24 protein-coding genes are annotated in these 25,250 nt (G+C 39.1%); 12 read left to right on the top strand and 12 right to left on the bottom strand.

What is annotated here, in order from left to right; all coding sequences use genetic code 11:
- Positions 1 to 166 precede the first annotated feature (166 nt).
- The 3 genes from selD (at position 167) to IEV74_RS14025 (ending at position 2,790) form a co-directional block, all read left to right on the top strand.
- The gene (selD, locus tag IEV74_RS14035) at positions 167 to 1,210 is read left to right on the top strand and encodes a selenide, water dikinase SelD (protein WP_188456003.1); all 1,044 of its coding nucleotides are present in this window, start codon (positions 167 to 169) and stop codon (positions 1,208 to 1,210) included.
- 27 nt (positions 1,211 to 1,237) lie between these two features.
- Positions 1,238 to 2,281 carry a tRNA 2-selenouridine(34) synthase MnmH gene (gene mnmH, locus IEV74_RS14030; RefSeq protein WP_188456002.1) on the top strand — a complete coding sequence of 348 codons (1,044 nt, stop codon included), beginning with the start codon at positions 1,238 to 1,240 and terminating at the stop codon, positions 2,279 to 2,281.
- A 116-nt stretch (positions 2,282 to 2,397) separates the two neighbouring features.
- A complete protein-coding gene (locus tag IEV74_RS14025; protein ID WP_188456001.1) occupies positions 2,398 to 2,790 on the top strand; it encodes a hypothetical protein in 393 nt (130 codons plus the stop codon).
- A gap of 510 nt (positions 2,791 to 3,300) precedes the next feature.
- On the opposite strand, the gene IEV74_RS14020 is transcribed toward IEV74_RS14025, so the two are convergent.
- From IEV74_RS14020 to IEV74_RS14010, 3 genes are all read right to left on the bottom strand, one after another.
- The gene (locus IEV74_RS14020) at positions 3,301 to 4,251 is read right to left on the bottom strand and encodes an MBL fold metallo-hydrolase (RefSeq protein ID WP_188456000.1); all 951 of its coding nucleotides are present in this window, start codon (positions 4,249 to 4,251) and stop codon (positions 3,301 to 3,303) included.
- Between the two features lie 106 nt (positions 4,252 to 4,357).
- Complete coding sequence (nagZ, locus tag IEV74_RS14015; protein ID WP_188455999.1) at positions 4,358 to 6,040, bottom strand: beta-N-acetylhexosaminidase; 1,683 nt, start codon at positions 6,038 to 6,040, stop codon at positions 4,358 to 4,360.
- Positions 6,041 to 6,363: 323 nt separating this feature from the next.
- Entirely contained in the window at positions 6,364 to 7,710 is a 1,347-nt protein-coding gene (locus tag IEV74_RS14010) for an alpha/beta hydrolase family protein (protein ID WP_229683203.1), read from the bottom strand.
- A gap of 138 nt (positions 7,711 to 7,848) precedes the next feature.
- Here IEV74_RS14010 and IEV74_RS14005 point away from each other — a divergent pair, with 138 nt between their 5' ends.
- Complete coding sequence (locus tag IEV74_RS14005; protein ID WP_188455997.1) at positions 7,849 to 8,319, top strand: hypothetical protein; 471 nt, start codon at positions 7,849 to 7,851, stop codon at positions 8,317 to 8,319.
- 45 nt (positions 8,320 to 8,364) lie between these two features.
- Here the strand turns inward: IEV74_RS14005 and IEV74_RS14000 are convergent, their stop codons facing one another.
- Positions 8,365 to 8,754, bottom strand: a complete 390-nt coding sequence (locus IEV74_RS14000) for a hypothetical protein (RefSeq protein ID WP_188456008.1) — start codon at positions 8,752 to 8,754, stop codon at positions 8,365 to 8,367.
- Between the two features lie 126 nt (positions 8,755 to 8,880).
- Here IEV74_RS14000 and IEV74_RS13995 point away from each other — a divergent pair, with 126 nt between their 5' ends.
- The gene (locus tag IEV74_RS13995) at positions 8,881 to 9,501 is read left to right on the top strand and encodes a spore coat protein (protein WP_188455996.1); all 621 of its coding nucleotides are present in this window, start codon (positions 8,881 to 8,883) and stop codon (positions 9,499 to 9,501) included.
- 159 nt (positions 9,502 to 9,660) lie between these two features.
- Positions 9,661 to 11,592 (top strand): lipoteichoic acid synthase, encoded by a 1,932-nt coding sequence (gene ltaS, locus IEV74_RS13990; protein ID WP_188455995.1) that lies wholly within the window; start codon positions 9,661 to 9,663, stop codon positions 11,590 to 11,592.
- 51 nt (positions 11,593 to 11,643) lie between these two features.
- Here ltaS and IEV74_RS13985 read toward each other — a convergent pair whose 3' ends face one another.
- The 3 genes from IEV74_RS13985 to IEV74_RS13975 all read right to left on the bottom strand — a co-directional run bounded on the left by IEV74_RS13985 (position 11,644) and on the right by IEV74_RS13975 (position 14,841).
- Positions 11,644 to 11,808, bottom strand: a complete 165-nt coding sequence (locus tag IEV74_RS13985; RefSeq protein WP_188455994.1) for a hypothetical protein — start codon at positions 11,806 to 11,808, stop codon at positions 11,644 to 11,646.
- An 18-nt stretch (positions 11,809 to 11,826) separates the two neighbouring features.
- Positions 11,827 to 13,782 (bottom strand): aconitate hydratase, encoded by a 1,956-nt coding sequence (locus IEV74_RS13980; protein WP_188455993.1) that lies wholly within the window; start codon positions 13,780 to 13,782, stop codon positions 11,827 to 11,829.
- A 189-nt stretch (positions 13,783 to 13,971) separates the two neighbouring features.
- Positions 13,972 to 14,841 (bottom strand): YitT family protein, encoded by an 870-nt coding sequence (locus IEV74_RS13975; protein ID WP_188455992.1) that lies wholly within the window; start codon positions 14,839 to 14,841, stop codon positions 13,972 to 13,974.
- A 158-nt stretch (positions 14,842 to 14,999) separates the two neighbouring features.
- Here IEV74_RS13975 and IEV74_RS13970 point away from each other — a divergent pair, with 158 nt between their 5' ends.
- On the top strand, positions 15,000 to 15,179 hold the full coding sequence (locus tag IEV74_RS13970; RefSeq protein ID WP_188455991.1) for a YfhD family protein: 180 nt from the start codon (positions 15,000 to 15,002) through the stop codon (positions 15,177 to 15,179).
- A gap of 58 nt (positions 15,180 to 15,237) precedes the next feature.
- Here IEV74_RS13970 and IEV74_RS13965 read toward each other — a convergent pair whose 3' ends face one another.
- The gene (locus IEV74_RS13965) at positions 15,238 to 15,882 is read right to left on the bottom strand and encodes a lysoplasmalogenase (RefSeq protein ID WP_188455990.1); all 645 of its coding nucleotides are present in this window, start codon (positions 15,880 to 15,882) and stop codon (positions 15,238 to 15,240) included.
- A 132-nt stretch (positions 15,883 to 16,014) separates the two neighbouring features.
- Between IEV74_RS13965 and IEV74_RS13960 the strand changes: the two genes are divergently transcribed.
- Positions 16,015 to 16,464 carry a YueI family protein gene (locus tag IEV74_RS13960; protein ID WP_188455989.1) on the top strand — a complete coding sequence of 150 codons (450 nt, stop codon included), beginning with the start codon at positions 16,015 to 16,017 and terminating at the stop codon, positions 16,462 to 16,464.
- Between the two features lie 70 nt (positions 16,465 to 16,534).
- Here IEV74_RS13960 and IEV74_RS13955 read toward each other — a convergent pair whose 3' ends face one another.
- Positions 16,535 to 18,022: a BCCT family transporter gene (locus tag IEV74_RS13955; RefSeq protein ID WP_188455988.1), complete on the bottom strand. Its 1,488-nt coding sequence runs from the start codon at positions 18,020 to 18,022 to the stop codon at positions 16,535 to 16,537.
- A 176-nt stretch (positions 18,023 to 18,198) separates the two neighbouring features.
- Between IEV74_RS13955 and IEV74_RS13950 the strand changes: the two genes are divergently transcribed.
- The 3 genes from IEV74_RS13950 to IEV74_RS13940 all read left to right on the top strand — a co-directional run bounded on the left by IEV74_RS13950 (position 18,199) and on the right by IEV74_RS13940 (position 21,125).
- Positions 18,199 to 18,447 carry a DNA alkylation repair protein gene (locus IEV74_RS13950; protein ID WP_188455987.1) on the top strand — a complete coding sequence of 83 codons (249 nt, stop codon included), beginning with the start codon at positions 18,199 to 18,201 and terminating at the stop codon, positions 18,445 to 18,447.
- A gap of 144 nt (positions 18,448 to 18,591) precedes the next feature.
- On the top strand, positions 18,592 to 20,583 hold the full coding sequence (locus tag IEV74_RS13945; protein ID WP_188455986.1) for an acetoacetate--CoA ligase: 1,992 nt from the start codon (positions 18,592 to 18,594) through the stop codon (positions 20,581 to 20,583).
- A gap of 155 nt (positions 20,584 to 20,738) precedes the next feature.
- Positions 20,739 to 21,125 carry a hypothetical protein gene (locus IEV74_RS13940; RefSeq protein WP_229683201.1) on the top strand — a complete coding sequence of 129 codons (387 nt, stop codon included), beginning with the start codon at positions 20,739 to 20,741 and terminating at the stop codon, positions 21,123 to 21,125.
- A 64-nt stretch (positions 21,126 to 21,189) separates the two neighbouring features.
- On the opposite strand, the gene IEV74_RS13935 is transcribed toward IEV74_RS13940, so the two are convergent.
- Positions 21,190 to 22,092: a LysR family transcriptional regulator gene (locus tag IEV74_RS13935; protein WP_188455984.1), complete on the bottom strand. Its 903-nt coding sequence runs from the start codon at positions 22,090 to 22,092 to the stop codon at positions 21,190 to 21,192.
- Between the two features lie 164 nt (positions 22,093 to 22,256).
- Here IEV74_RS13935 and IEV74_RS13930 point away from each other — a divergent pair, with 164 nt between their 5' ends.
- Positions 22,257 to 23,291 carry a YeiH family protein gene (locus IEV74_RS13930; RefSeq protein ID WP_229683200.1) on the top strand — a complete coding sequence of 345 codons (1,035 nt, stop codon included), beginning with the start codon at positions 22,257 to 22,259 and terminating at the stop codon, positions 23,289 to 23,291.
- Positions 23,292 to 23,312: 21 nt separating this feature from the next.
- Here the strand turns inward: IEV74_RS13930 and IEV74_RS13925 are convergent, their stop codons facing one another.
- Together IEV74_RS13925 and IEV74_RS13920 are read right to left on the bottom strand one after the other, a co-directional pair.
- The gene (locus IEV74_RS13925) at positions 23,313 to 23,966 is read right to left on the bottom strand and encodes a reverse transcriptase-like protein (protein WP_229683199.1); all 654 of its coding nucleotides are present in this window, start codon (positions 23,964 to 23,966) and stop codon (positions 23,313 to 23,315) included.
- 46 nt (positions 23,967 to 24,012) lie between these two features.
- On the bottom strand, positions 24,013 to 25,242 hold the full coding sequence (locus tag IEV74_RS13920; protein WP_188455981.1) for an MFS transporter: 1,230 nt from the start codon (positions 25,240 to 25,242) through the stop codon (positions 24,013 to 24,015).
- Positions 25,243 to 25,250 lie beyond the last annotated feature (8 nt).

The following is a 25,250-nucleotide window of genomic DNA, read 5'->3' as shown; positions in this document are numbered from 1 at the left end:
TGCCCTAAGGTGCGCATCCGCCCGCAGCGATCCCGGACGGCGACCCGAGAATATTACGTCGCAGTTTATGTCTTTTATGTAAACACACTAATCATTAAATCGGTTTCCAGATCCTCTCCTATGTTAAAATTAACTTACTTAACTAACATTGAAAGGATGATTGTATATGACAACTTCGGTTAAGCTTACTTCATTATCTTCAAAAGGCGGATGCGGCTGTAAAATAGGGCCGGCAGATTTATCACAGGTCCTGCGCTCACTCCCTCCCGCTGCTGCAAACCCAAATTTACTTGTTGGACTTGACACAAGCGACGATGCCGGTGTTTACAAACTTAACGATGATTTGGCACTTGTCCAAACAGTTGACTTTTTCACACCAATCGTTGATGATCCTTATGCTTTCGGACAGGTTGCAGCAGCAAATGCAATAAGTGATGTATATGCAATGGGTGGAAAGCCAATAACTGCTCTTAACATCGTCGCCTTTCCAATATCCACTTTGGACAAAAGTATTTTGGCTGAAATTCTGCGCGGTGCTGGTGATAAACTGGCCGAGGCTGGTGCAGCACTTGTCGGTGGCCACTCAATCGATGATAGTGAACCAAAATTCGGACTTGCTGTTACAGGAACAGTACACCCGGACAAAGTAAGAACGAATACTGGAGCAAAGCCAGGTGATAAGCTAATTTTGACCAAACCAATTGGGGTAGGAATTTTAACAACATCCATCAAAAAAGATTTACTCGAGGAAGATGAAATTTCCCGAGTAACAAGCGTTATGACAACGTTAAATAAATCAGCTGCTGAGACTATGGAGGCGTATGATGTACATGCTTGTACGGATGTAACTGGCTTTGGTCTGCTTGGACATGCTTCGGAAATGGCTAAAGGAAGTGACGTCGAAATCCAAATTGCCTATAATCAGGTACCTATTTTGCCTCGAGTTAAAGAATTAGCAGAATCTGGGTCCGTGCCAGGTGGAACAAAGAATAATTATGATCACGTAAAAGATATCGTATCTTACCCAGATACTATGGATCAATTTGATAGATGGATTTTGTGTGATGCAGTAACCTCTGGTGGTTTACTAATAGCAGCAGCTAAAACGGATGCCGAATCTCTGCTTGATGATTTAAAGGCAAATGGTGTTGAAGCAAACATAATCGGTGATGTAGTCGAAGGAAAAAGCGGACACATTACTGTGAACTAGTATACGTGTTAGGAAGTGACGAAATTTATGTTCCATGATATAGCACTACATGACTTATTAGCTTTACAAGATAAGGAGAACCATACAATGATAGATGTACGGTCTCCAAAGGAATATAACGATGCCACTATCCCAGGCAGCATAAATATCCCTGTGTTTTCAAATGAGGAACGCGCTGAAGTCGGAACTATTTATAAACAAGTGGGGCCAGAAGCGGCAAGGGACCTGGGTCTAGCAATCTTTTCAGCAAAACTGCCTGCATTTATCGCGGAGTTTAAACAAATTCAAACACCTATGACTGTCTTCTGCTGGCGCGGTGGCATGCGGAGCAAGACGGCTGCCACCGTTCTCGACCTCATGGGTATTAGTGCATATAGATTAAGTGGCGGAATTCGTTCCTATCGCCAATGGGTCGTACGTGTTTTGGAAAGCACAGAAATCAAATCAAACCTGTTTGTGTTAAATGGATATACGGGTTCAGGGAAAACTGCTATTTTAAAAAAGCTTGAGCAAAAGGGCCACCCTGTCATGGACCTGGAAGGGATGGCAAATCATCGAGGCTCTATTTTTGGCCAAATCGGGCTTAAACCGAATAATCAGAAAAAATTCGATTCTATGCTTGTACAGGAACTGCTGCGTTATATAAATGTACCATACGTTTTCATAGAAGGGGAAAGTAAACGGATTGGAAAAGTACTAGTACCTGATTTCCTCTATGATAAAAAAGAAAAAGGGACACAGCTGTTCATCACGCTTCCCATCGAGGAGCGCGTACGAAATATTTTAGACGACTATCAGCCATGGAATTTCCCTGGCAAGTTTATAGACGCTTTTCAGGTTATTAAAAAGCGAATCCATACACCGATTGCTAAAGCTATTGATGATCACCTGCGAAGTGGAGACTATTTCCAGACTGTTAAATTATTGCTTGAATATTACTATGATCCACGCTACCAATATACAGCTGATAAGTACCCGGATAATAGAAAGATCACTATTCAAGCAAAAACGGCTGATGAAGCCATTCACAAAATTGAGGAAGCAGTAACACATATGTATAAAGGGATTTAATCATCGGAAACCGAAATGATGTAACAAGTTATTCATACTCTGTTCATATTATTACTATATACTGCAGATTATTGGCAAGTAACGTCTGTAGACTATGAACTAGGGAGAGATTAATTTTGAATAAATATAGTAAAACATTACTTCGATTTTCCGCTTTATTTGCTTTAGTAGGAGCATTTCTTGGTTCCCATATGGCAGGTGCAGGGAGCTATGCATTCAAGACGGTTCATGCTCATATTCTTGTTGTCGGCTGGTTAACTTTATTTGCATGGGCAGTCTACTATAAGGTTTTCACTCCGGCTAGAACAATGGTTGCTACGTTCCATGTTGCATCTGCTATTATCGGTGCAATTGGCTTAACGACTGGTATGTGGTTCTATTATTTAAAACCATTTGATTTGGCAGATACCATAACAACCGTTTTCTTTATTGTCGGCGGATCGATTATGCTTTTAAGCTTTGTCTTCTTTTTCATTCTGACATTTATGAAGACAGAGGAAAACAACTAGAGGCAGCGATATCCGAATTAAATGAAAAAACACCTGCTGTTGGATGGATGAGCAGGTGTTTTTCCTTTTCCGGTGGTCAATCGGTTTTTCAGGGGAGTGATTCATGAGTTAAATCTTATACAAATTATTGTATTCGATTTATATTATATCTATGTGAACAATTGCCAATTGACTTGGCTACTCCCCTATGTTACAAGCACATTTTTCTATTATCCCAAGACGGTTTACCCATTTTTAATAGAAAACCATTAACATAGGGCTGCTTCCCATTGTTAATTTAGGGTTAATATCCCTGCCAAAAAACCCGTATAACTAAAACTACAATGTGCAGCCTGCAGCACACCACCCAGCGCAAGAAAGCTTCTCAGCCATCTTCGGGGTCGTGCAGTATAGACGGAATCCGGGGACCGGAAGCAATAAAAAATAAAACTATACATACCGCATTTTATATTTTTTATGTCAAAAGCACAGTTTAATAGAACGGTTAGCACACTCCACTATTACAATAACCTATTTATTTATCCTCTGCAGATAATCAACAATCCCAAGTGCACTGACCTGCATATCTAAATTAATTAATACGTACACTGGATGTTCATCCTCTATTAGCAGCGTTCGCAAGTATTCTTTTACCCGATAAAGCATTCGCCCTGCGAGTTCGTCATACCCTTTTCCTTCCGCTGTAACCTGATGCCCTTCCTTTTCAAAAACGCTGAGCCATTCAGCTGCCTGCCTGAGTGCTTCTTCTACTTTTTCCGTCATGCCGAAATGACCATAATAAATTCGGTCTACATTCATCGCCTGTATCCGATCTATTGCAGTCCGCATCGCATCAGGATCAAATTGATTCGGTGATGTTGACGGCAGAAACAAATCCACCCCATCCTGAACTAATTGCTCATAACGTATACCAACTGTGTCTCCAGTAAATATTCCGTTACTAACAGGATCATAAATGCTGAAATGATGTTTGGCATGTCCCGGAGTATCTAAAAATTCCAGACTGCATGCTTGACCAATTTGCAGAATATCCCCTTCCCCTTTTACCAGAAGTTTTTCTCCAGGGATTGGAACTACGGGCTCGAACAATTCTTCAAAGCTATCCCCATAGACTGCTCTTGCACCTTGTTTCAACCGTTTCGGATCTATTAGATGGCGTTCACCTTTTGGGTGTACTACAACCTTGGCATTTGGACATTCCCGCAAGAGTAATCCCGCCCCGCCGGCATGGTCTAGGTGAATATGGGTAACAATAATATATTTTACATCTTCTAACGAAAAACCGAGAGAATCCAATCCTTCCTTAATATATCGAACTGAAGGACTTGGACCAGTTTCCACCAGCGTCAGCTCTTCTTCATCAATAACATATATCCCGGTGCGCTCTGACACACCAAGATCAAACCCATCAATAATATGTATTCTGTCATCCAGCTTGATTGGACTTTTGCTTTTCCCCATTAGCGGCCACCCCTTAATTTATACGTGTTCTTCTTTCTATCATAGCATAATTCCCGTGGGACAAGGGGTCTGACCCCTTGTCCCATGACCCCTTGTCCCACTATGCTTATTCTGCCTGAAGTGTATTCCTTATCGATTGATTTAACTTCTCAATATTAACTGCATTAACCTTATCATTAGTAAGTTCATAATTTCTTTTTAACGCTATAATTCGACTAACACTTTCATCAATTCTTTCCTCAGTCAGCTCTCCACTTTTAACAGCTGATTTTATAGCCTCAAACACTGCAACTACCTTGTTGTAGTCATGTGCCACCAATATAATATCACTGCCAGCCTTTATGGATTCCACTGAAGCACGAGCAATATCAAAGTTGTCTGTTATTGCCTTCATCGTCATGTCATCCGTAATTACAACCCCATTGAAATCAAGCTGCTTCCTTAACATGTCTGTAATAACCCTTTTAGACATTGTAGCGGGGTTTTCTGAATCAATCTTTGGCAGCAATATATGGGCAATCATGACAACATCCGCCCCATTGTTTATCGCATGCTCAAACGGTTTAAGCTCAAGGCTTTTTAACTCAGGAATACTCTTATTGACCCTCGGGAGCTGTAAATGCGAATCAACTGATGTATCACCATGCCCCGGAAAATGTTTAACAACGGAAATAATATGCTGTGACTGAATCCCTTTCATTGTTTGTGTACCTAATTTACCCACAATCTCCGGATTACTCCCAAAAGAACGGTCACCAATTACCGGATTATCCGGATTACTATTCACATCCAGTACAGGCGCAAAATCTAGATTAAAGCCAAACGCACGTAGCTGCTCCCCTAGTAGAGAGCCGATTTCATAAGAATACTGTGCATTATTTAGTTCGCCAATCCTTTCATTTGCCGGAATTTCCATTAAATCTCCTGGCAGTCTGGAAATCTGGCCACCCTCTTGATCTATCCCCAATAAAAGCGGTAAATCATTATTTTCATTTGTTGTTTTAATTTGATTTAACAATTTTACAGTCTGTTTTGGATTTACAAGATTTTCTTTGTAAAAGATAATCCCCCCGACTTTATACGTATTGATCAAGCTTTTTGTTTCGGCACCCATTGCTTCACCAGAAATACCCGCAAAAATCAGCTGTCCAATCTTTTCATCCAAACTCATAACTTCAATACTCTCACCATCCGTATCCATTCCTTCTCCATCGTTCATCATTTGTGCCACAACGGAAATGTGATCAGTACCGGGATTCGGATTCTCTTCAGTCGGTCTAGGCAAAATCCATTTTAGCTGATAGCTGGAACCAATGTCGTAAACAAGAATGATTTGATCATAACTATCATCCTTATAGTAACGTACTTCATCCGGCTCCCCTTTTGCTTTTTTGATATCATCAAAATGGATGATTTGCAATTCAGGAGCAAAGGACCTCACATCAAAAACGACATCATTTTGAAACCCGAGATCTATTCGATGCCCAGGATAGCTGACATATCGTTTATTTTTCAAATTGGTTATTTCCCCCGGTTGCCCCCACATTTCATTTACTTCCTGTATTGCGGTTTTTCCTGCGATAAACGGGACATTTGGAACTCTTCCTTGCTCAGATAGTGCGAATACCTTATTCACATCAACATTATTGTCATCAGATTCTGTTTGGTCCTGTTCCTCATCAATTTCGGAATTGGTATCGTTGGTCTGATTAGTTTCATTGATAAAAACCTTTACCATAACAATGGCAATAAGTACAATCAGGAAGGAAATAGAAATTTTCTTAACCATTAGATGCCCTCTCTTCAGTTGGGTAAAATCACATATAAAAATAGTAGCCTTAATAAATTTCATCTATATAAAGAGACGTATTTTTATTGTAATATGTTACATTCATTTTCACGTTATTATTCCTGCTGCTAGTTGTAAATATCCACGATTTTTGTGATGTATTCAGATCATAGTTTTCAACCGTAATTCAACTATTCCAATCGTATTCCCGAGAGTCAGGAAACGTAAACCCCTAAGCAAGCAATTATTAATTTAAGGCAATAAAAAAATACACAACAATAAGCTAATCTGTTTAAGCTTATTGTTGTGTATTTTTGTATACTTTAATTATTACTATTCTGCACAAACCCATTCTCTTTTAAAAATCCTATAATCCCGTCCATCAGTCCATCTGCTAAAGGGAGATCCGGGTTAGTGTATGTTTCCATGTTTGCCTTTCTGTCCTTTGGCGCTTCTTTTAGTACATGATTCATTTTTTCAACTAGCAGCAGTTCAGCGTCATCCTTTGCGCTCTTCAGTTTTTCCGCATCACTAACCGGAACCTGTATATCATGTTTACCATTAACAAGTAATACTGGTACCGTTAGCTTTTGTATTTCCCGGACAGGGTCATATTTCATCCACGACGATAAAAACGACTGAACAGATGGGCGGAACACACTTTCCAATTCCTTACTTACCTTTTCAACATGCTCATCCTGCTTCAGGATTTCCAAAATTTGTTTACTTTCCTCCAATAACTTACCTGAAAGGCTTTCACTTAACTGCTTATAAAGAACCTCATTTATCGGTCTGCCTGCTCCGGCAATTGACACAAACACATCAGCATTCCCTGATTGTGCAGCTATCATTCCGACCAGTGCCCCTTGAGAATGACCTATTACACCGACATCAGAAAATTGTTCATCCTGCTTTAGACTGCTAATCCAAGACTCGGCATCTTTATTCAATTGATTAAACGTTAACGCTGTTTCAGGAATAGCTGCCCCTTGATTTTTCCCAACACCGCGTTTATCGTAACGAACTGCTGCTATTCCGCGATCCGCTAATGCCTCCGCTAAAAGTTTCAAACTATTATTTTTTCCCGGCAAGCCAACAGAATTCCCATCACGATCTGTAGGTCCTGACCCAGGGATAATGATCATTACTGGAAATGGACCTTTTCCTTTAGGCTTTTCTAATTCACCGTAAAGTGTTCCATTATCTGTTTCAACACTTAAAAAATCCCCTTCATCTTTTTCTGAGTTCTCCATCCCGCTTCTTCTTTTTAATTCAAATGGAAATGTCTGTCCATGCTGTGTAAAGGAACCCTCTATTGTTTCATCATTAATTGTTCCATCAAATAGAAGCTTTTGCCCTGGAATTTCCATTACAAATGCAATATTAGATTGATCGTATGTAATGTTATTCAAAGGATGGTCCTTCACACCCTGAACAGGAATGCTAATAGTTCCGGTCCATTCCTGGTCCTTTTTAAAAGATACGAGAATCGATAACGGCTGGTTTGGTACGTTAATCGCCCCACTCCATTCACCGGTTAGCTTCTCCACTGCTACTCCTCCCTTACGTTTCGATTTATCATCATCTTTATGTTTAGAATCATCACTGCATGCACTAACCAAAAGTAAAACGAGTAATGATAACACAAGCTTAGTCAACACCGTCTTCACCATATAACCTCCCAACGGTCTTTTCCTACCTTACGAAATACGGTTGTATTAAGTTTCATTAATCCCCAAAACATGTTGTATAAAAGCTGCAAAAAATACCATACTAAGCAAATAAAACCAATTTTGGAGGTTCTTAAATTGAAAAAAATACTGTACTTTATACTAGCAGCAGGGACATTACTATTGGCTGCATGCGGTGCAAGTAACGATGAACAATCGCAGCATAATCAGGAACAAAGGAAGCATGAAGTGGATAAAAATTTGTCTAATGATTCAGTTAGACAAGTCGATAATATGGTTACGCCTGACTTAACCAGCGGATTGGATCAAGTGTTAGCATCTATAGATGAGTTAAAAACTGCAGTTGAAAATACACCAAGTGAAACGGAAAAAATACATGCTGCAGGAAAAGCTGTTGAAGAAAGCTGGGATCAAATTGAAAAGCAAGTAGAAGAAGTAAACCTTAAAGAATACAGCAACATCGAAAACAGTCTCTACCCATTATTCGATGAGGTTACAAAAGATAAACCAGATGTAGTCAAGCTAAAACAATTAATCGATGAATCAATTCCTAAATTAAAAAATTTTAAAGAAACTTTAGGAAATTAATCAAACGTTTGATCAACATAAGCGGGCAATGGTCTCCATTCCCGCTTAATACCTTCTGGCTAACACTACAAGGTTAATAAATACGGTCATCATTAAGAGTGAGGATAATAAGCATACTGTTTGATATCCATCAAGCTGTAACAGATCAAATTGGAACAATGACATTAAAATAATCATATACCCCAGCATAAAAAAGTAACTATAAAACATACCTTTTTCACGTATTCTCCTGGAACGCTCATCGTTTTCTTTAAACTGGGGATATAAATAAGCAAGGCAGAAAGACATTACCGAAACTCCAATCATAACAAGCTCATGCCCCGCCGGAAATATACCAGTTGATATAGTAGCCATAGTAAATAATGCACTAAATAACAAAAACAGAATCCCAAATGTCAGGTACGTTCTTTGACCAGTTTTACTATCCAAAGTAATTCCTCCCTTTTAACACCATCATAACGTAAAGCCCCCTTTACTGTAAAGTCAACTTTACAAGCATGTATATTATTCCAATATTAGTTCAAAATAACGTTGATTAAAATTCAAGGAGGTTTATATAGAATGCTAAATCAAAATCAGAATCAGCAGCAAAACATGCAAGGAACGTCACAAATGCCTCCACAGCAGCATTTTGGCGGACACGATATGTTTGATGCACACGAAGCTTTGTCAACATTAATCGGTGGTATGGAGCATTATCTATTATATGATCAGCACGTTCAAGATCCAGAGCTCAAAACAATGATGCAAAAACATCGCACATTTTTCAATCAATTGTACAACACACTAGTTGATACATTTAAAACTGGTCAAGATCCTGCTGTTCCAACACAAAGCTATGAAATGCAGCAGGATAATAATGTCATATATGGAATGCAGCCATCACCACCGAAGACACCAAGCCAAAATGTAACGGAAATTAATGATCAATGCATTTCCGGTTTTATGTTAGGTCAATTAAAATCTTGTGCTTCAGCATTTACAATGACAGCATTAGAAATGACAAACCCTGTCATGAGACGCATATTTGCGGACAGTGTCCCAAATATGATTGAAATGGCTTATGAAGTATTTTTATACCAAAACAAAAATCACTATTATCAAGTACCACAGCTTAACCAGCAAGACATGCAAGCATTCCAAAACAGTTACGCACCAACCCAAGGCACAATGCCACACTAAAATAACCTGGGACACGGGGTCAGACCCCGTGTCCCGCCATTTAGTCTATTACCAATCATGGTAATAACTGTATAGTTCAAAATACCTCTTGCATAATTATTGCATCTTCGCTATAATACACTTTTGACATACAAGTCACAATTTATAGAGGTGAAAAAAATGAAGAAAGTTATTTCTTCTAAAATGGGGTTCTTTAGTATTGCAGTAGTCTTGCTTTGGCTAAAAACCTATCTAATATATCTATTCGAATTCAATTTAGACATTCAAAATACGTTACAACAATTTCTATTATTCTTTAATCCGCTTAGTTCAGCAGCAATTTTTCTAGGCTTGGGTTTATTTGCAAAAGGCAGAAAAGCTGGTATTTGGATCATTCTCATTGATAGTTTAATGAGTTTCCTAGTATATGCAAATGTCGTATTCTACCGTTTCAATACTGATTTTATAACATTGCCTACACTTACCCAAACTAGCAACTTTGGCAGCTTAGGCGGCAGTATTGCTAGTTTAGTAGCTTGGCATGATTTATTTTATGCTGTGGACATCATTGTACTAATTGCTTTATTTGTATGGAGCAGAAAAGGCTGGTCAACAGAACGCATGCAAATCAGAAAGCCTATGACAGTACTTGCTGCAGGTGTTATCGCCTTCACGGTTAACTTGGGATTAGCTGAAATTGATCGTCCACAATTGCTGGAACGAACCTTTGACCGCAATTACATTGTGAAATACTTGGGTTCTTATAATTTCGCGATCTATGACGCAATTCAAACCATGCAGTCATCTACGCAGCGCGTTCTTGCAGATAGCAGTGATTTAACAGAAGTTGAAAACTATACCAAAAATAAATTTGCAGAACCAGATCCAGAGCTTTTTGGTGCTGGTAAAGGCAAGAATATTATTAAGATCCATCTAGAATCATTTCAGTCATTTTTGATTGATTACAAATTACATGGTGAAGAAGTAACACCATTCCTGAATTCATTAGTACATGATCAAAGTAAAGATTTCACATACTTTGACAACTTCTTCCATCAAACCGAGCAAGGTAAAACAGCAGATGCTGAGTTTATCCTTGATAACTCCCTATACGGGTTACCACAAGGTGCAGCATTTGTAACAAAGGGCAATAACACCTATCAGGCATTGCCAGCAATACTAAAACAACAGCAAAATTATACTTCAGCTGTATTACACGGTGATAACAAGTCATTCTGGAACCGTGATGAAATTTATAAAGAATTCGGTGTCGATAAATTTTTCGACTCTAGCTATTACGATATGAGTGAAGGACAAGTAATTAATTATGGGCTAAAAGACAAACCGTTTTTTGAAGAATCGATGCCATTGCTTGAATCAATGGAACAACCATTTTATGCACACATGATGACATTAACAAACCATCATCCGTATAAAATTGATCCGGAAGATGCAACAATTGAGCCAGCAGAAACAGGTGATCCATCTGTTGATCGCTACTTCCAAACAGCAAGGTATTTAGATGAATCATTAGAGCAATTCTTTAAAGACTTAAAAGAATCTGGCATGTACGAGGATTCCATCATCATGATTTATGGTGACCATTATGGAATTTCCGAAAACCATAACCGCGCCATGGAACAAATAACAGGCGAAGAAATTACTGAGTTCAAAAATGCACAATTGCAACGTGTTCCATTCATGATAAAGGTGCCTGGTGTTGATGGAAAAGGAACTGTTCATGAATATTCTGGACAAATCGATGTAATGCCGACATTGCTTCATTTAATGGGCATCAAGGCACAAAACTATATTCAATTTGGTACGGACCTATTTTCAAAAGGACACAAGGAATTTGTACCATTCCGTAATGGAGACTTTATCACACCGGAATATAGTCTGATAGAAGGTACCTATTATGACACAAAAACTGGGGAAGAAATTGAACCAACTAAAGAAATGAAGGCGATGAAAGAAAAGGTTGGACATGAGCTAGAGCTTTCCGATGATGTTCTTTATGGAGATTTATTGCGCTTCTATGAACCAACAGAAGAATGGGAACCAGTTGATCCATCAAATTATATGTATGGTAAAGACGTTAACAGCAATTAAATTAAAAAGTAATCAGGTGGGGCAGCCCCTCCCTGATTACTTTTTTTATATTCAATCCAATAAGCGGTTCATTTCATCCACTTCCATTATTCGCGTAGGTTCGCCGCTATTTACTCCATCCCCGCCGCAAACACTGCAGCGATATTGCCAGCCTTCATCGTCTGCCAGCATCCCGGTACCTTCACAGGCTTTACATGTATTTTCCCTATCAACCATTTTGCAATCCTCCTATCTTTAGATCGTTTTCTTCTGCCGGTCTTTTACCCAATTTATGATGCCGCCTTTCAGCATAATTTCTACCTGGCGCTCAGAAAGCAGGTGCTGTACCTTAATCGAATGACCTTTTCCTTTTACTGCAATTGTAAATTCATTCCCCTGTTTAATCTTATTTCTTAAATCGGTGAGCTCAAGTACATCTCCTTGCTCTAACAAGTCGTAGTCATCTTCATTTATGAAAGTCAGTGGCAATACACCGAAATTCACAAGGTTCTGCCAGTGGATTCGGGCAAAATCTTTTACTAAAGCAACCCGCAATCCAAGATACCTTGGTGCCAATGCAGCGTGTTCACGGCTGGATCCTTGGCCATAGTTATAGCCGCCAACAATTGCATGACCACCTTTATCGACCGATTCCTTCCCGCGTTTATAGTACGTTGTATCAATAATTTCAAAGGAAAATTTACTGATCTCTGGCAAATTGCTGCGATACGGTAGAACGCGCGCTCCACCTGCTAGAATTTCATCTGTAGAAATGTTATCGCCCATTTTTAACAGAATTGGCACCTCTAATTTATCAGGCATTTCATCCATTTTTGGAATTGATGCGATGTTCGGCCCTTTGTGCAGCTCAACCTTTCTTGCTTCTTCTAGCGGCAAAGGCTTATCAAGCAGTTTATCATCAATTGTTGGGTTCTTCGGTTCCTTGATACTTGGGTATTTAATATCGAGTGTCCGCGGATCCGTAATCTTTCCTTTTAATACAGATGCAGCAGCTGTTTCCGGACTGCATAAAAATACACTATCCTCTTTTGTACCGGACCGTCCTGGAAAGTTTCTAGGAGTCGTACGTAAACTATTCCGGCCAGTCGCTGGTGCCTGCCCCATACCAATACATCCGTTGCAGCCTGCCTGATGCAAACGTCCTCCCGCTTGGAGCAGACTTGCAACATAGCCTTCCTTTACTAGGTCCGTTAACATTTGTCTCGATGTTGGGTTAATATCGAATGAAACCCCGTCGGCTATTTGATTATCTTTAACGACTTCTGCAGCAACAGCAAAATCACGAAATCCGGGGTTTGCGGACGAGCCAATATACGATTGATATATTGGTGTACCAGCAATTTCGGAAACCGGTACCACATTTCCAGGACTGGATGGTTTTGCAATGAGTGGTTCAAGCTCGGATAAATTAATTTCTTCATGAATATCATATGTTGCATCTTTATCCGCTACTAATTCGATCCAGTCCTCCTCACGCTCCTGTTCCTTTAAAAATCGCTTAATTTCTTTATCAGATGGAAAAACGGTTCCTGTTGCACCTAGCTCAGCACCCATATTGGCAATAACATGACGATCCATTGCACTTAAACTGTCTAGTCCAGGACCGTAATATTCAATTACCTTTCCTACCCCGCCCTTTACATCGTATTTACGGAGCATTTCAAAAATAACATCCTTGGCACTTACCCAATCAGGAAGCTTACCAGTTAACTTCACTCCCCAGACTTTAGGCATTTTTACATAAAAAGGTTCTCCAGCAATGGCAAGAGCAACATCAATACCGCCCGCACCCATTGCCAGCATTCCCATACAGCCATTAGCACATGTATGACTGTCAGAGCCAAGCAGTGTCTTTCCTGGTTTAGCTAAACGCTGCATATGCACGGGATGACTCACCCCATTACCAGGTCGGCTATAATATAGTCCAAACCGTTGTGTTGCACTTAGCAAAAACAGGTGATCATCAGGATTTTTACTATCTACTTGAATTAAGTTGTGATCTACATACTGACAAGACGCCTCGGTTTTTGCACGATCCAATTCCATTGCTTCCAGCTCGAGCATAACCAGCGTACCTGTCGCATCCTGTGTTAAAGTCTGATCAATTTTAAGACCTATTTCCGTTCCAGGAACCATTTCACCAGAAACCAAGTGCTCTTTAATTAACTTCTGCGTAACATTTAATGGCATGGTATTCCCTCCTATTTGATTTACTCTTATTTATATGGTTATAAACACTTTTTTATAAGTTTCCAATATCTGAAAAAACTATGCACACTATACCTATTTCTCAAATAGTAAATTATTAAACACTTGCCTGAAACATTACTGAAAAAAAAACGCCACCTAATGGCGACGTTTTTCCATCTTCTTATTTTACTACAGCTTTTGTCCATAATACTTGTCCAATGAGAATCCTCTTCCTAAAATTTCTGATGCATTAATAAAGATAACAAAGGTAGAAGGCTCCTCTTGTTGAAGTACACGTTTTAAATACACTGCTTCCGATTGTTCGGCTACGCATAATATCATTGTTTTATCCTTGTTCGAATACCCACCTACTGAGCGCACTTTCGTAAGACCCCGGTCAATACCATTTTTGATAAGTGATTGGATTTTTTCTTCTTCCTCTGTGATGATTAATATAAGCTTTGTTGATGACGTACGCAATTGCACAATATCAATCACCTTGCTGGTAACATAAATACACATAAGTGCGAATAAAGTAAGCTCCAAATTAAACACAATGATTGAAGAAATCACAACAAATCCATCAACAATTAATTGTGAATACCCACTCGATATGCCAGTAAATTTCTTCACAATCTGCGCAATTGCAGCTGTTCCTCCTGTTGATCCATTTCCTTTGTATACAACACCTAAACCAACACCAAGAACGATACCACCATACAATGCTCCTAAAAAAGGATTTGTAATCGTGTACGGAATATCTGCACTCAGCCAAATCATGAATGGCACCCAAAATGTTCCAACCAGTGTTTTCCCGCTAAAATCTTTACCTAAAGCAAGCCAGCCGATAATAAATATAGGAATATTCATCAGAAATTGTGTATATGCCGGGCTCAAATCATACAATTCATATAAAATTGTGCTAATTCCCGAAAGCCCGCCTGCAGCAAGTTTAGAGGGTAATAAAAATATATTATACGATAACGCCACAAGAGTAGCACCTGCAATAATAAGTAAATATTCGATTAAAATCCGTTTACCATCTCGTTGTTTGCTCATTTCTTTTTTCCTTTCTTCTATACGTACTGAAAAGCACACCCCTAATGATTGTAAATTTGTACACGCAACCTGTCAATTTTCCTAAGCAAAAACATGAAGGTATATACACATGAATTACAAGAAACATCACATACTATGACTATAAGGTGGTGGATACTTTGGGAAGAGATGAGCACAACCATACTAAGGGAAAAAGAAGCAAACTCCAACAAACACCCAAATACGAAAAACAATCCGATGGAAGAGACATAGAATTTTCCGAGGAATTTGCTGACCAGGAAGATAAAGAGGCACAAGCAAGAAGCAAGGCCGCAGATAAACGGGCAAAACCAGAATAAATCTAACCGGCTGTCAGTATGGGGCTAATTTTAAGCCCTCCTGACAGCCGAATATTTTTTAAATGATACTCCATGCGAACAAAGCTTGTGCTGTAAAATATGTTGACATGACAATGTATTCGGCACTTGGGAATGGATGTTTAAATCTATTTACTGCTAAAACAGCATCCGAAATATAAAATAAAAGTGAACCAAAAATAAGAATAGTAACTCCTGCTAAACACGCACTCCAAACCATTAATGAAATTATGGCTATATAACTGGCTACCGCAATCAATAATGCAATACCTCCATGTGTCTTAACCGAATCAGATAAAACTAATAAGAACCAAATTGCTATAAACAGCAGCACGGCCCCCGTTAGCACAGACGTTAAGGTTGTAACGCTTTCTTCAACATCAAAACCACCCCAAAACCCGGCAATATAAACTAAATGAGCGATTAAAAAACTTGCTAATCCGTGGACAAACCATTTTTCCTTCAGCATCAGAAATATATCACCAAGCAAAGAAAAAATTAATGCAATAACCACCCACCTGCTAAGTGTGGTGCCCAGTTCCGATCCATATACAGCTAATACGATGATCAGCACCATTGTACCTGGCTTTAAAATATATTTAGCAATTCTTAGCTTACAATATATCGCCAATAGAAGGTATAAAAGTGCGACACAAATAATGAACCAAAACAGAAATGTGATCAAAACGGAAACACTCCATTCGTTTTATTAAACTAGATAAAATTTCGCTTTTTACCCAAGGAAATCCTCTTTTTAATTGCACAAATCCATTCAACTACATACAATTGAATGGACAAATGGAATGGGGTGTTTAGTATGGCAAAGAAAAATGCTGAGGATTACTTGAATGAAGGAATATATGGAAAACGATTGCCAAAGCAAGGTGAACGGAATAAATTCCTAGGCACACTCAGGGAGCGAATTGTAATCGCTCTTACAAAAGGACAGGTGATGTCAGATAAAGGTTTACAAGCCTTGGAAAAAGCAATGAATGAACACCGGGACGCGAGGTTATTGTTCAATGGGCACGTAGCATACAGGTTTCTAAATGAGGAAAAGACATTAGCTAATAAATACAATATACCTTATACAATAATTACAAATGAAGACAGCGAAACAGATATTGGTGCTGTACTAACATATGATCATGCAGTTGATTTAGAAACTATTTATATGGAAGAAGAAAAATTGGAGGACACTGCTGAAAAAACAGATGAAGAAACAGATTCATTTTTATCCAAAGTTAAAAAGTGGTTTTCTTCATAAGGAACAAAAGCGGTTATTATAGAAAGCATACAATTTCCAAGGTAAATGATAATAAAAGAGTAGCATCACACTACTCTTTTCGTCTCATATCCCTTTTTGCCTCTTTAAAAAATGATGCGCCCATTAGTAAAATCACGATCGAAAATGGCAGTGCAGCAATGATTAATACGTTTTGAAGTCCTTGTGTTCCACCAAAGTAAACAACAATTGCTGCCATTGCTGCTTGTGCAAGTCCCCAAATGATTTTTACCGAATTCGACGGGTTGATAAGACCATTCGTACTGAGCATCCCGAGCACAAAGGTAGCTGAGTCGGCAGAAGTAATAAAAAAGATTGCCACTACCACAATTGTAATAAGAGACATTATCTCGCCTAACGGGTAATGCTGCAGAACACCAAATGTCGATGTTTCCAGGGAAAAATCTGAGATTGCTGCAATGCCGTTTTGTTCCAGGTTTAGCGCGGATACCCCAAAGACGGCAAAAAAGATAAAACATACGAATGCTGGCACAACAAGAACACCAAGCATAAATTCCTTTACCGTACGGCCTTTGGAAATTCTCGCGATAAATATGCCAACAAACGGTGCCCAAGATATCCACCATGCCCAATAAAAAATTGTCCAGTTATTGATCCATGCCCTATTTTCCCCATTCAATGGGGCCAAATGAAAGCTCATATCAAAAAAGTTTGTGATATAACTGCCAAGTGTACTCGTAAACATGTTTAAAATGTACAATGTCGGCCCAATAATAAATAGCATTAATAACAATACAAACGCAATACCCATGTTAATGTTACTGAGATATTTAATCCCTCTGCCTATTCCCGACCATGCTGAACCTACAAACAATACTGTTGAGATGGCAAGAACGAGTAATTGAACACCAAATGTAGCCGGTGTCCCGAATAAAAAGGATAGCCCTCCATTAATCTGGGCGGATCCAAAACCAAGCGTTGATGCCACTCCTACTACCGTTGCAAAAACTGCCAATGTGTCAATCAATTTACCTGGTGTACCCCGCATACTTTTTTCACCAAATACAGGAGTAAGTGTTGCACTGATTAATCCAGGTGCGTTTTTATAAAACTTAAAGTAAGCAAGGACTAAGGCAACTATTCCATATACAGCCCATGCATGTACACCCCAATGAAAAAAGGAGTATTGAAGTGCTTCTTTAATAGCCTCATTTGAACCAATTTCAGCTTCCGGTGCCTTTTTGAATGCATGGGAGATTGGCTCGGCTGTTGTCCAGAATACCAATCCCATCCCCATACCGGCACTGAATAACATAGCAAACCATGTTGGTAAACTAAACTCTGGCTTGTCATCCTTTTGTCCTAACTTAATTTTGCCAAACCGTGAAAATATTAAATACACACAAAAGATAAGCATCATTACAATAATTAATAAGTAATACCAACCGAAGTTCACTGAAATAAATGTCGTAACACTTGAAGTTACCGATTGCAATTGATCAGGAGCAACCGAACCCCATATGACAACCGCAGCGCAAATAATAATTGCATTCCAAAATACTATCGTTACATTCTTCACCGTTTCACCTCTCTGAAATATTTACTGTTTTGTAGATTATTATGAACAAGTAAAGAATTAGCATACCAAAAAGAAGCATTGCCTGTCACACCCTGGTCAAACACCTAGCTGCTGAAATCCTTAAACTATTCATAAAGAGACCCAATACAGGAAATAATAGTATCGGAGGTGTTATAATGAGCCAAGCATTACGATGTCCAAATTGCAAAACAAATCGCTCCAGGTTCAACATTATTGAACAAGTAGCAAAGCCAGTAAAATTAGATTCACAGTCAGGCGAAGTGATTAACGATTATACAAATGAAAATACGGAAGTGTTCCACATATCCTACAACGGACCAAAATTCAAAATTCAATGTGGTGTATGCGGATTGATAGAAAATGAAAATACGTTTATCAAATTTGCCGAGTATGATGGTAATTAATGAACCATACGTGAACAGCTCCCTTTCACTTACTAGAGGGAGCCATTTTTTATATCTCTCCCATTACAGAGTGCATGCACTTTACACCCGGAAAACGGTTTCATATAATAGTAGTAGTTATAATTTGCTACTAGGAGGGATTGGATGAATCAGACAAAAGAAGGAACCCTGCTCTGGGAACCGAGTGAAAATCGTAAACGACAATCTAATATCTATAACTATATGAAATGGCTTAACCAGCATAAAGACGTTAATTTCACTGATTACCATTCACTTTGGAAATGGTCCGTTAATGAACTTGAACTATTTTGGGAATCTATTTGGGAGTACTTCGATATTCAAGCAAAGAGGCCCTATCAAACAATCTTAACTGCACATAAAATGCCGGGTGCGAAATGGTTCCCTGAAGCAACAATCAATTATACGGAGCATATATTCCGCAATCGTGACAATAACAAACCGGCGATCATCCATTCTTCGGAAATACGGGAAACATCCGAAATTACTTGGGGACGGCTATACCAAGAGACTGCGGCTTTTCAGCAAACATTGAAAGAACTTGGCGTCAAAAAAGGAGATCGAGTCGTTGCGTATGCTTCAAACATCTATGAATCTGTCGCAGCATTTCTGGCTACGGCAAGCTTAGGCGCCATTTGGTCAAGTGCATCACCTGAATTCGGCACTCAAAGTGTCATCGATAGGTTCAAGCAAATCGAACCAAAAGTGATGATTACTGTTGACGGCTATCGATTTGGGGGAAAAGACTTCGATCGAATGAATATTGTTGAAAGTATCCAGTCCCAGCTTCCGACACTAGAGGCAACAGTTGTCATTCCATATTTACACGCTGATCCAGATTGCAGTAACTTGAAAAATACAACTAAATGGAATGATGCGGTTAAGGGTAACGGACAGACCGAACTCACGTATGAACATGTGCCATTTAACGATCCGCTATGGGTATTATTCTCTTCTGGCACAACTGGAAAGCCAAAGCCAATTGTTCAAAGTCAAGGTGGTATTTTGCTGGAACATTTAAAATCATTAACCTTCCATGTTGATTTAGGAGAGGATGACCGCTTCTTCTGGTACACTACAACTGGCTGGATGATGTGGAATTTTCTTGTGGGCGGTCTCCTTACAGGCAGCACCATTGTATTATACGATGGCAGCCCTGGATATCCTGACAAAAAAATGCTCTGGAAATTTGCAGAACAAACAAAAATGACCGTGTTTGGAACAAGTGCCAGCTTCATAACCGGTTGTATGAAAGATGAAATCAAACCAAAGGATGAATTTGATATCAGTCATCTGAAAAATATTAGTTCTACTGGATCACCATTGCCTCCAGAAGGGTTTCTTTGGTGCTATGAAAATGTAAAAAAAGATCTTTGGATTGCCTCAGTAAGCGGCGGAACCGATGTTTGCACAGCATTTATTTTGGGCTCACCAATACTGCCTGTTTATGCTGGAGAGCTTCAATGCCGAGGACTGGGTGCTAAAATCGAAAGCTTTAATGACAATGCACTGCCTGAAATTGAAGCTGTAGGTGAGCTTGTTTTAACAGAGCCTTTCCCATCGATGCCGATCTACTTTTGGAATGATGATGACGGCAGCCGTTTACACGATAGTTATTTCGATGACTTCCCAGGTATATGGAGACATGGGGATTATTTGAAAGTAACCGATCGCAACACATGTGTCATCTACGGACGTTCAGATGCCACGATTAATCGTGGAGGCGTACGAATTGGTACGAGTGAAATATATAGTGCCGTTGATCAGGTAAAGCAAGTAGCTGATAGTTTAATAGTGGATGTGCCAGACAGTAATGGTGATTCATTCGTTCCATTATTTGTTGTCATGAAAGATGATCTGGAACTGACTGAGACGATCAAAAAGGAAATCAAGAAGCAGGTTAAAGAACATTGCTCACCAAGACACGTACCATCAGCAATCTATCAAGTGACAGATATACCAAAAACGTTAAATGGAAAAAAACTCGAAATTCCAATCAAGAAGATACTAATGGGTAAATCCATCGATAAAGTAGTAAATAAAGGTTCATTAGGAAATCCAAAGTCATTAGACTACTTTGTTAAATTTGCTGATGAACACTTGAAATCGGAAGTATAGTGTATATCTAGAAAAAGTGCTTGTGTCTATAACACAAGCACTTTTTCTAATACTATTTTTACAAGAAAAGGCTAATAATCCAGCATACTTATCCAATCAGAATCAATACAAACCAATACAATACTAGTACCAATACCAAAGAGGAGAGTATGCATATGCCTGGCCCTAAAAAACATAATAGAAAACCATCAAATAAGCATGATCAGGATGGTCTGATCATAAATATCACCATACACAATACGATAAGCATTGGCAACAAAGAGATCCATTTCGAGCAGCGGGCAGAAGGTGGCCGGCAGATCAACAAAGATGTTGGTGTCAATGCAAATCAAGGTGGACAAAATGCCTTAGACCATAGCAGGACTAAAAATGATCATTCCCAATTTGCCGATGGAAATGGAAGAAGTGGAATTGCCGGTAATAATAATGATGAAGCAGGCGGTCAGCAAGGTATCAAAATTAGAAACAGTAAATTAGTCGACAGTGAAGTTACATCCGGTTCTGAACACAGTGAAAGTGATGGTGAACCACCCGAGGAATAACATATTTCCGTAAAGAAAATGGCATAGTGAAAATTCGCAGCATTCAAAGGGAACTGCGGATTTTTTAATGCTTGCTGTTAAAAGTAGTTAGCGGCTTATTATGGTGCAGCAGATCAATAAAGACCTCTAATGCTTTTGTTTGAAAAGGTGAAGTCGTGATAATTGAAAATTGACGCTTGAACGGAAGCCCTTTAACATGGAGCATTTTTAATTCTTCATTCCGCAGTTCCTTTTGGATCGCCCATTTTGATAATAAACTGATCCCGAGTCCCGCTTCTACCCCTTCCTTAATAGGCTGTGTGCTTCCAAAATTCATTACCTTTTTCGGTGTTATTCCTAAACTATGAAACATGTTGTCAGTTGCTTCCCGTGTACCGGATCCTTGTTCCCTTATAATCCAAGTTACATCTTCCAAATCATCCAGCTGCACTCGTTCCTTGTTGGCCAGTTCATGATATGGTGAAGCAACTACAACCATATGATCCTCGGCGAATTTATCTTCTTTTAATTGCTGTTGCTTGAATTTGCCCTCAACAATCCCAACATCTAACTGATGGCTTGTTACCAATTCCGCTATTTCCGTCGTATTTCCAATCGTTACAGCAGGTTCAATCTCAGGATATGTTTCCTGTAATTTGGCAATTAATTTGGGCAGCACGTATTCGCCAAAGGTAAAGCTTGCACCTATGGCCAGCGGACCGCTTGCATTATTTGTTAAATCGTCGACTAATTTTTGCATTTTTGTATAGAGCCCTACTATCTCCTTAGCATGATGATATACAATATCCCCTGCCTTCGTTAGTCGTACATATTTATTCGTTCGTTCCAGCAGCCTGGCACCAATGTTTTCTTCTAATGTACGTATATACTGACTTACGGCTGGCTGTGTCATATGCAGTTCCTCAGCCGCCCGTGAAAAATTCTTCTTTTCCGCAACCATCACAAAAACCTGCAAATACTGATCCATTATCCATTCACCCACCTTTTGGGACAAGTGTTGGTCCCTGGAACAAGGGGTCAGTCCCTTAGTCCCGCTCCATTCTATAATAGCATTTACTTATCATGACTATTATAATGATTTATTTTTCTTATGGAAAGTATTCCAGTATCTTAATTATAGGAGGTGTTTTAATGGCAGCGGCAAATACAAAACAGAAAGAACATCCAATGCAATTCCCTTCATTTCAAAAATGGGTCGGTGGAGTCCTTTTTACCTTTTTCATTGCATTATTAGGTTACTTACTAGCTTTATTACCTGGATTTGATCACGTTGGACAATTAGCGTGTGCTATTATTATTGCAATCATCTACAGGCAATTCTTTGGCTACCCGGAAACAATTAGGTCTGGTATAGCATTTTCATCTAAAAGGCTGCTGCGGGCTGCAATAATATTGTATGGTCTTAAATTGAATATTGATGTCGTGCTTCAGGATGGAATCGGATTACTCATTCGCGATGCTGGAGTCATTATTTTTGCCATCGGTTTAACGGTATTGTTAGCAAAGATTTTAAAAGCAGACAAAATGATTTCTTTATTGTTAGGAGTTGGGACAGGTGTTTGTGGTGCTGCCGCCATTGCTGCTGTTGCACCGATTGTAAAATCAAAGGATGAAGATACCGCAATTGGTGTAGGAATTATCGCAATGATGGGGACAATATTCGCCATTGGTTATACGATTTTGATGCCTTTTTTACCCATTTCGGCAGTTGATTACGGTGTGTGGTCAGGAAGCAGTTTGCATGAAGTTGCCCATGTGGCCCTTGCCGCTGCACCTGGTGGCGAGGATGCGCTGGCAATTGCTTTACTGGCAAAATTAGGCCGAGTATTCTTACTAGTTCCGCTCTGCTTTATCTTTATTTTAATCATGAAACGTAAGAATAAAAACTCTGAGCAAACCGATGCCAAAATTGAATTCCCATGGTTTTTAGTTGGGTTTATTGCGTTAAGTATTTTAGGCAGCTATGTATTCGGTCATTCCGTTCCTGTTCCCGATAGTGTTATGAATGAAGTCTCCATGATTACAACCTGGCTTTTGACTGCTGCAATGGTTGGACTTGGATTAAATGTCAGCCTAAGTGATTTGCGGACGAAGGCATTGAAGCCACTAATCGCAATGGCAATTACTTCTGTTTTTCTATCGGTAATCGTCTATTTTATTATTTAAATGTGCTGGGATTTAGTATTTCTAAATCCCTTTTTCACTATAAATTTCTACACCATTTAATGCCTGCGTTGCAAGCCGATCCGCCTCCTTATTTTCGTTTCGGCCAATGATTTCGCAGTTCGGCTGAATTCCCAGTTCCCCCATTTTCCCCTCAATACGATCCAGCCATGCATTTAAGTTTTCTTCATAGCAAGGCCACAAACCTTCTAACTGTTTTAACACACCCTGCGCATCTCCCTTAAATGTACAAGGAAGATGATGTATGCCCATTTCCTCCAATTGCATCAGTGCAAAATGCAACGCTGCATATTCTGCCTCATTATTTGTCTCCATTTCTTCTATTTGCTGATTAACCCGTAAACGGTATTGAACACTATCCTTTTTATAATAAATAACTGCACCCAACCCGGCAGTAGCTGTGTGCCGGTCAAAACCTCCATCAAAATATACAACGATATCATGTGGCTCTTGTTCAATCTGTTCCTTCAGTTTGCTAAATTCCTTCTGGGTCCATTCATTACCCATTTCATCTATAATAACTAATTCCTTTACACGTCCAGTTTTTTCAATGTCTGCTAGTAAAACTTCCATTGACTCCTGTGTTGTCCATGCTGATCCAAACGCAACTTCTTCCGTCTTTTTGCCTTTATAAATCCATCTCATTTTAACCTTCACTTCACTCGGATCCCCTTCCATAGCTTTCTGCCTCACTTGAATCCTATTATTCAACACGTGTCAGGGAAATATGTAAATACCCAAATGATGCTATACATGCAATCACACCGCCGATTAAAATAGTAGTATTGGTTCCAAATACCCCTGCAGTTATACCAGCTAAAAATGCAGCAAAAGGCAGCAGTATACCAGTCATAAATCGACTAGTTGCTTGTACACGTCCCAACAGATAATCCGGAGTCAACGTTTGCCTAATTGTAACGATACAGGGATTCATCATGGCAGCAGCTACAGTGCCCATCGCATTCAATAGAACCAATGCTTCATATGTATTTGCAAAGCTAAACAAAACAATAGACGTCCCTCCAGCAAAGGAAGCCAAAAACAAAATTCGTTGATAGGAAAATCGTTTTCTTAAAAAATTTGTAACGAGTGCCCCGCAAATAGCCCCTATTCCTCCTATTGACAGTAACCAGCCGATTTGATTCGTAGTTAATTGTATTGTATCTTTCAGATGAAAAACCATCATCGTAAGAAAAAGTGTAGTACCAAAAGCCGATGCTAACATTGCTAGGTTAGTAAATAATATCGGCTTCGTATTTATAACAAACTGGAAACCTTCTTTAATATCGCCAACAACATTTCTCTTATCTTTTTTTAAAGGAGATATTGTAATAGTTATACTCAAAATAGCTAAAAAAGAAATTAAGAAACTTAGGCTATTCACTAATAACGCATACCCTGGATTGTATAAACTTATAATAATTCCACCAAGCCCCGGTGCTATTAAAACAGCTGTATTAAAAATACCCGTATTAATTGAATTTACAACGTGCAAATCTTTCCTTCTGACTAAACTTGGTACAGATGCAAATTGCGACGTATTGTAGATTTGACTTAACAATCCTATGAGTAATGCTCCACTATACAACTGCCACATTTCTAACTGTTCCATTATAAAAAGCCCACCAATTAATCCAACAATCAAGCTCCTTCCAAAATCACATAACAACAGCAGATTCTTTCTGTTAAATCGATCCGAAAGAATCCCGGTGATTGGTTGTAATAGGACAGGCAGGCGCTCTAACGCTGCAGCAATTCCCATACTCAAAGGTGAACCAGTTATGGCAAGCACAATGAGCGGGATTGCAATCAGATAGATTTGATCACCAAAAAAGGATATAAGATTTCCGCCGATGAATCTAAAAACGGTATAGTTTCTTGAAAGCTTTGGAATTTCATCATTTTTTTCCAACTCTATTACTGGCATCCCCATTTTGAAGT

Origin of the sequence: Virgibacillus oceani, from assembly GCF_014638995.1 — a bacterium.
GTDB lineage: Bacteria > Bacillota > Bacilli > Bacillales > Amphibacillaceae > Virgibacillus_E > Virgibacillus_E oceani.
Note: the sequence above shows the minus strand (reverse complement) of the source record. Positions and strands in the feature narration are given on the sequence as shown.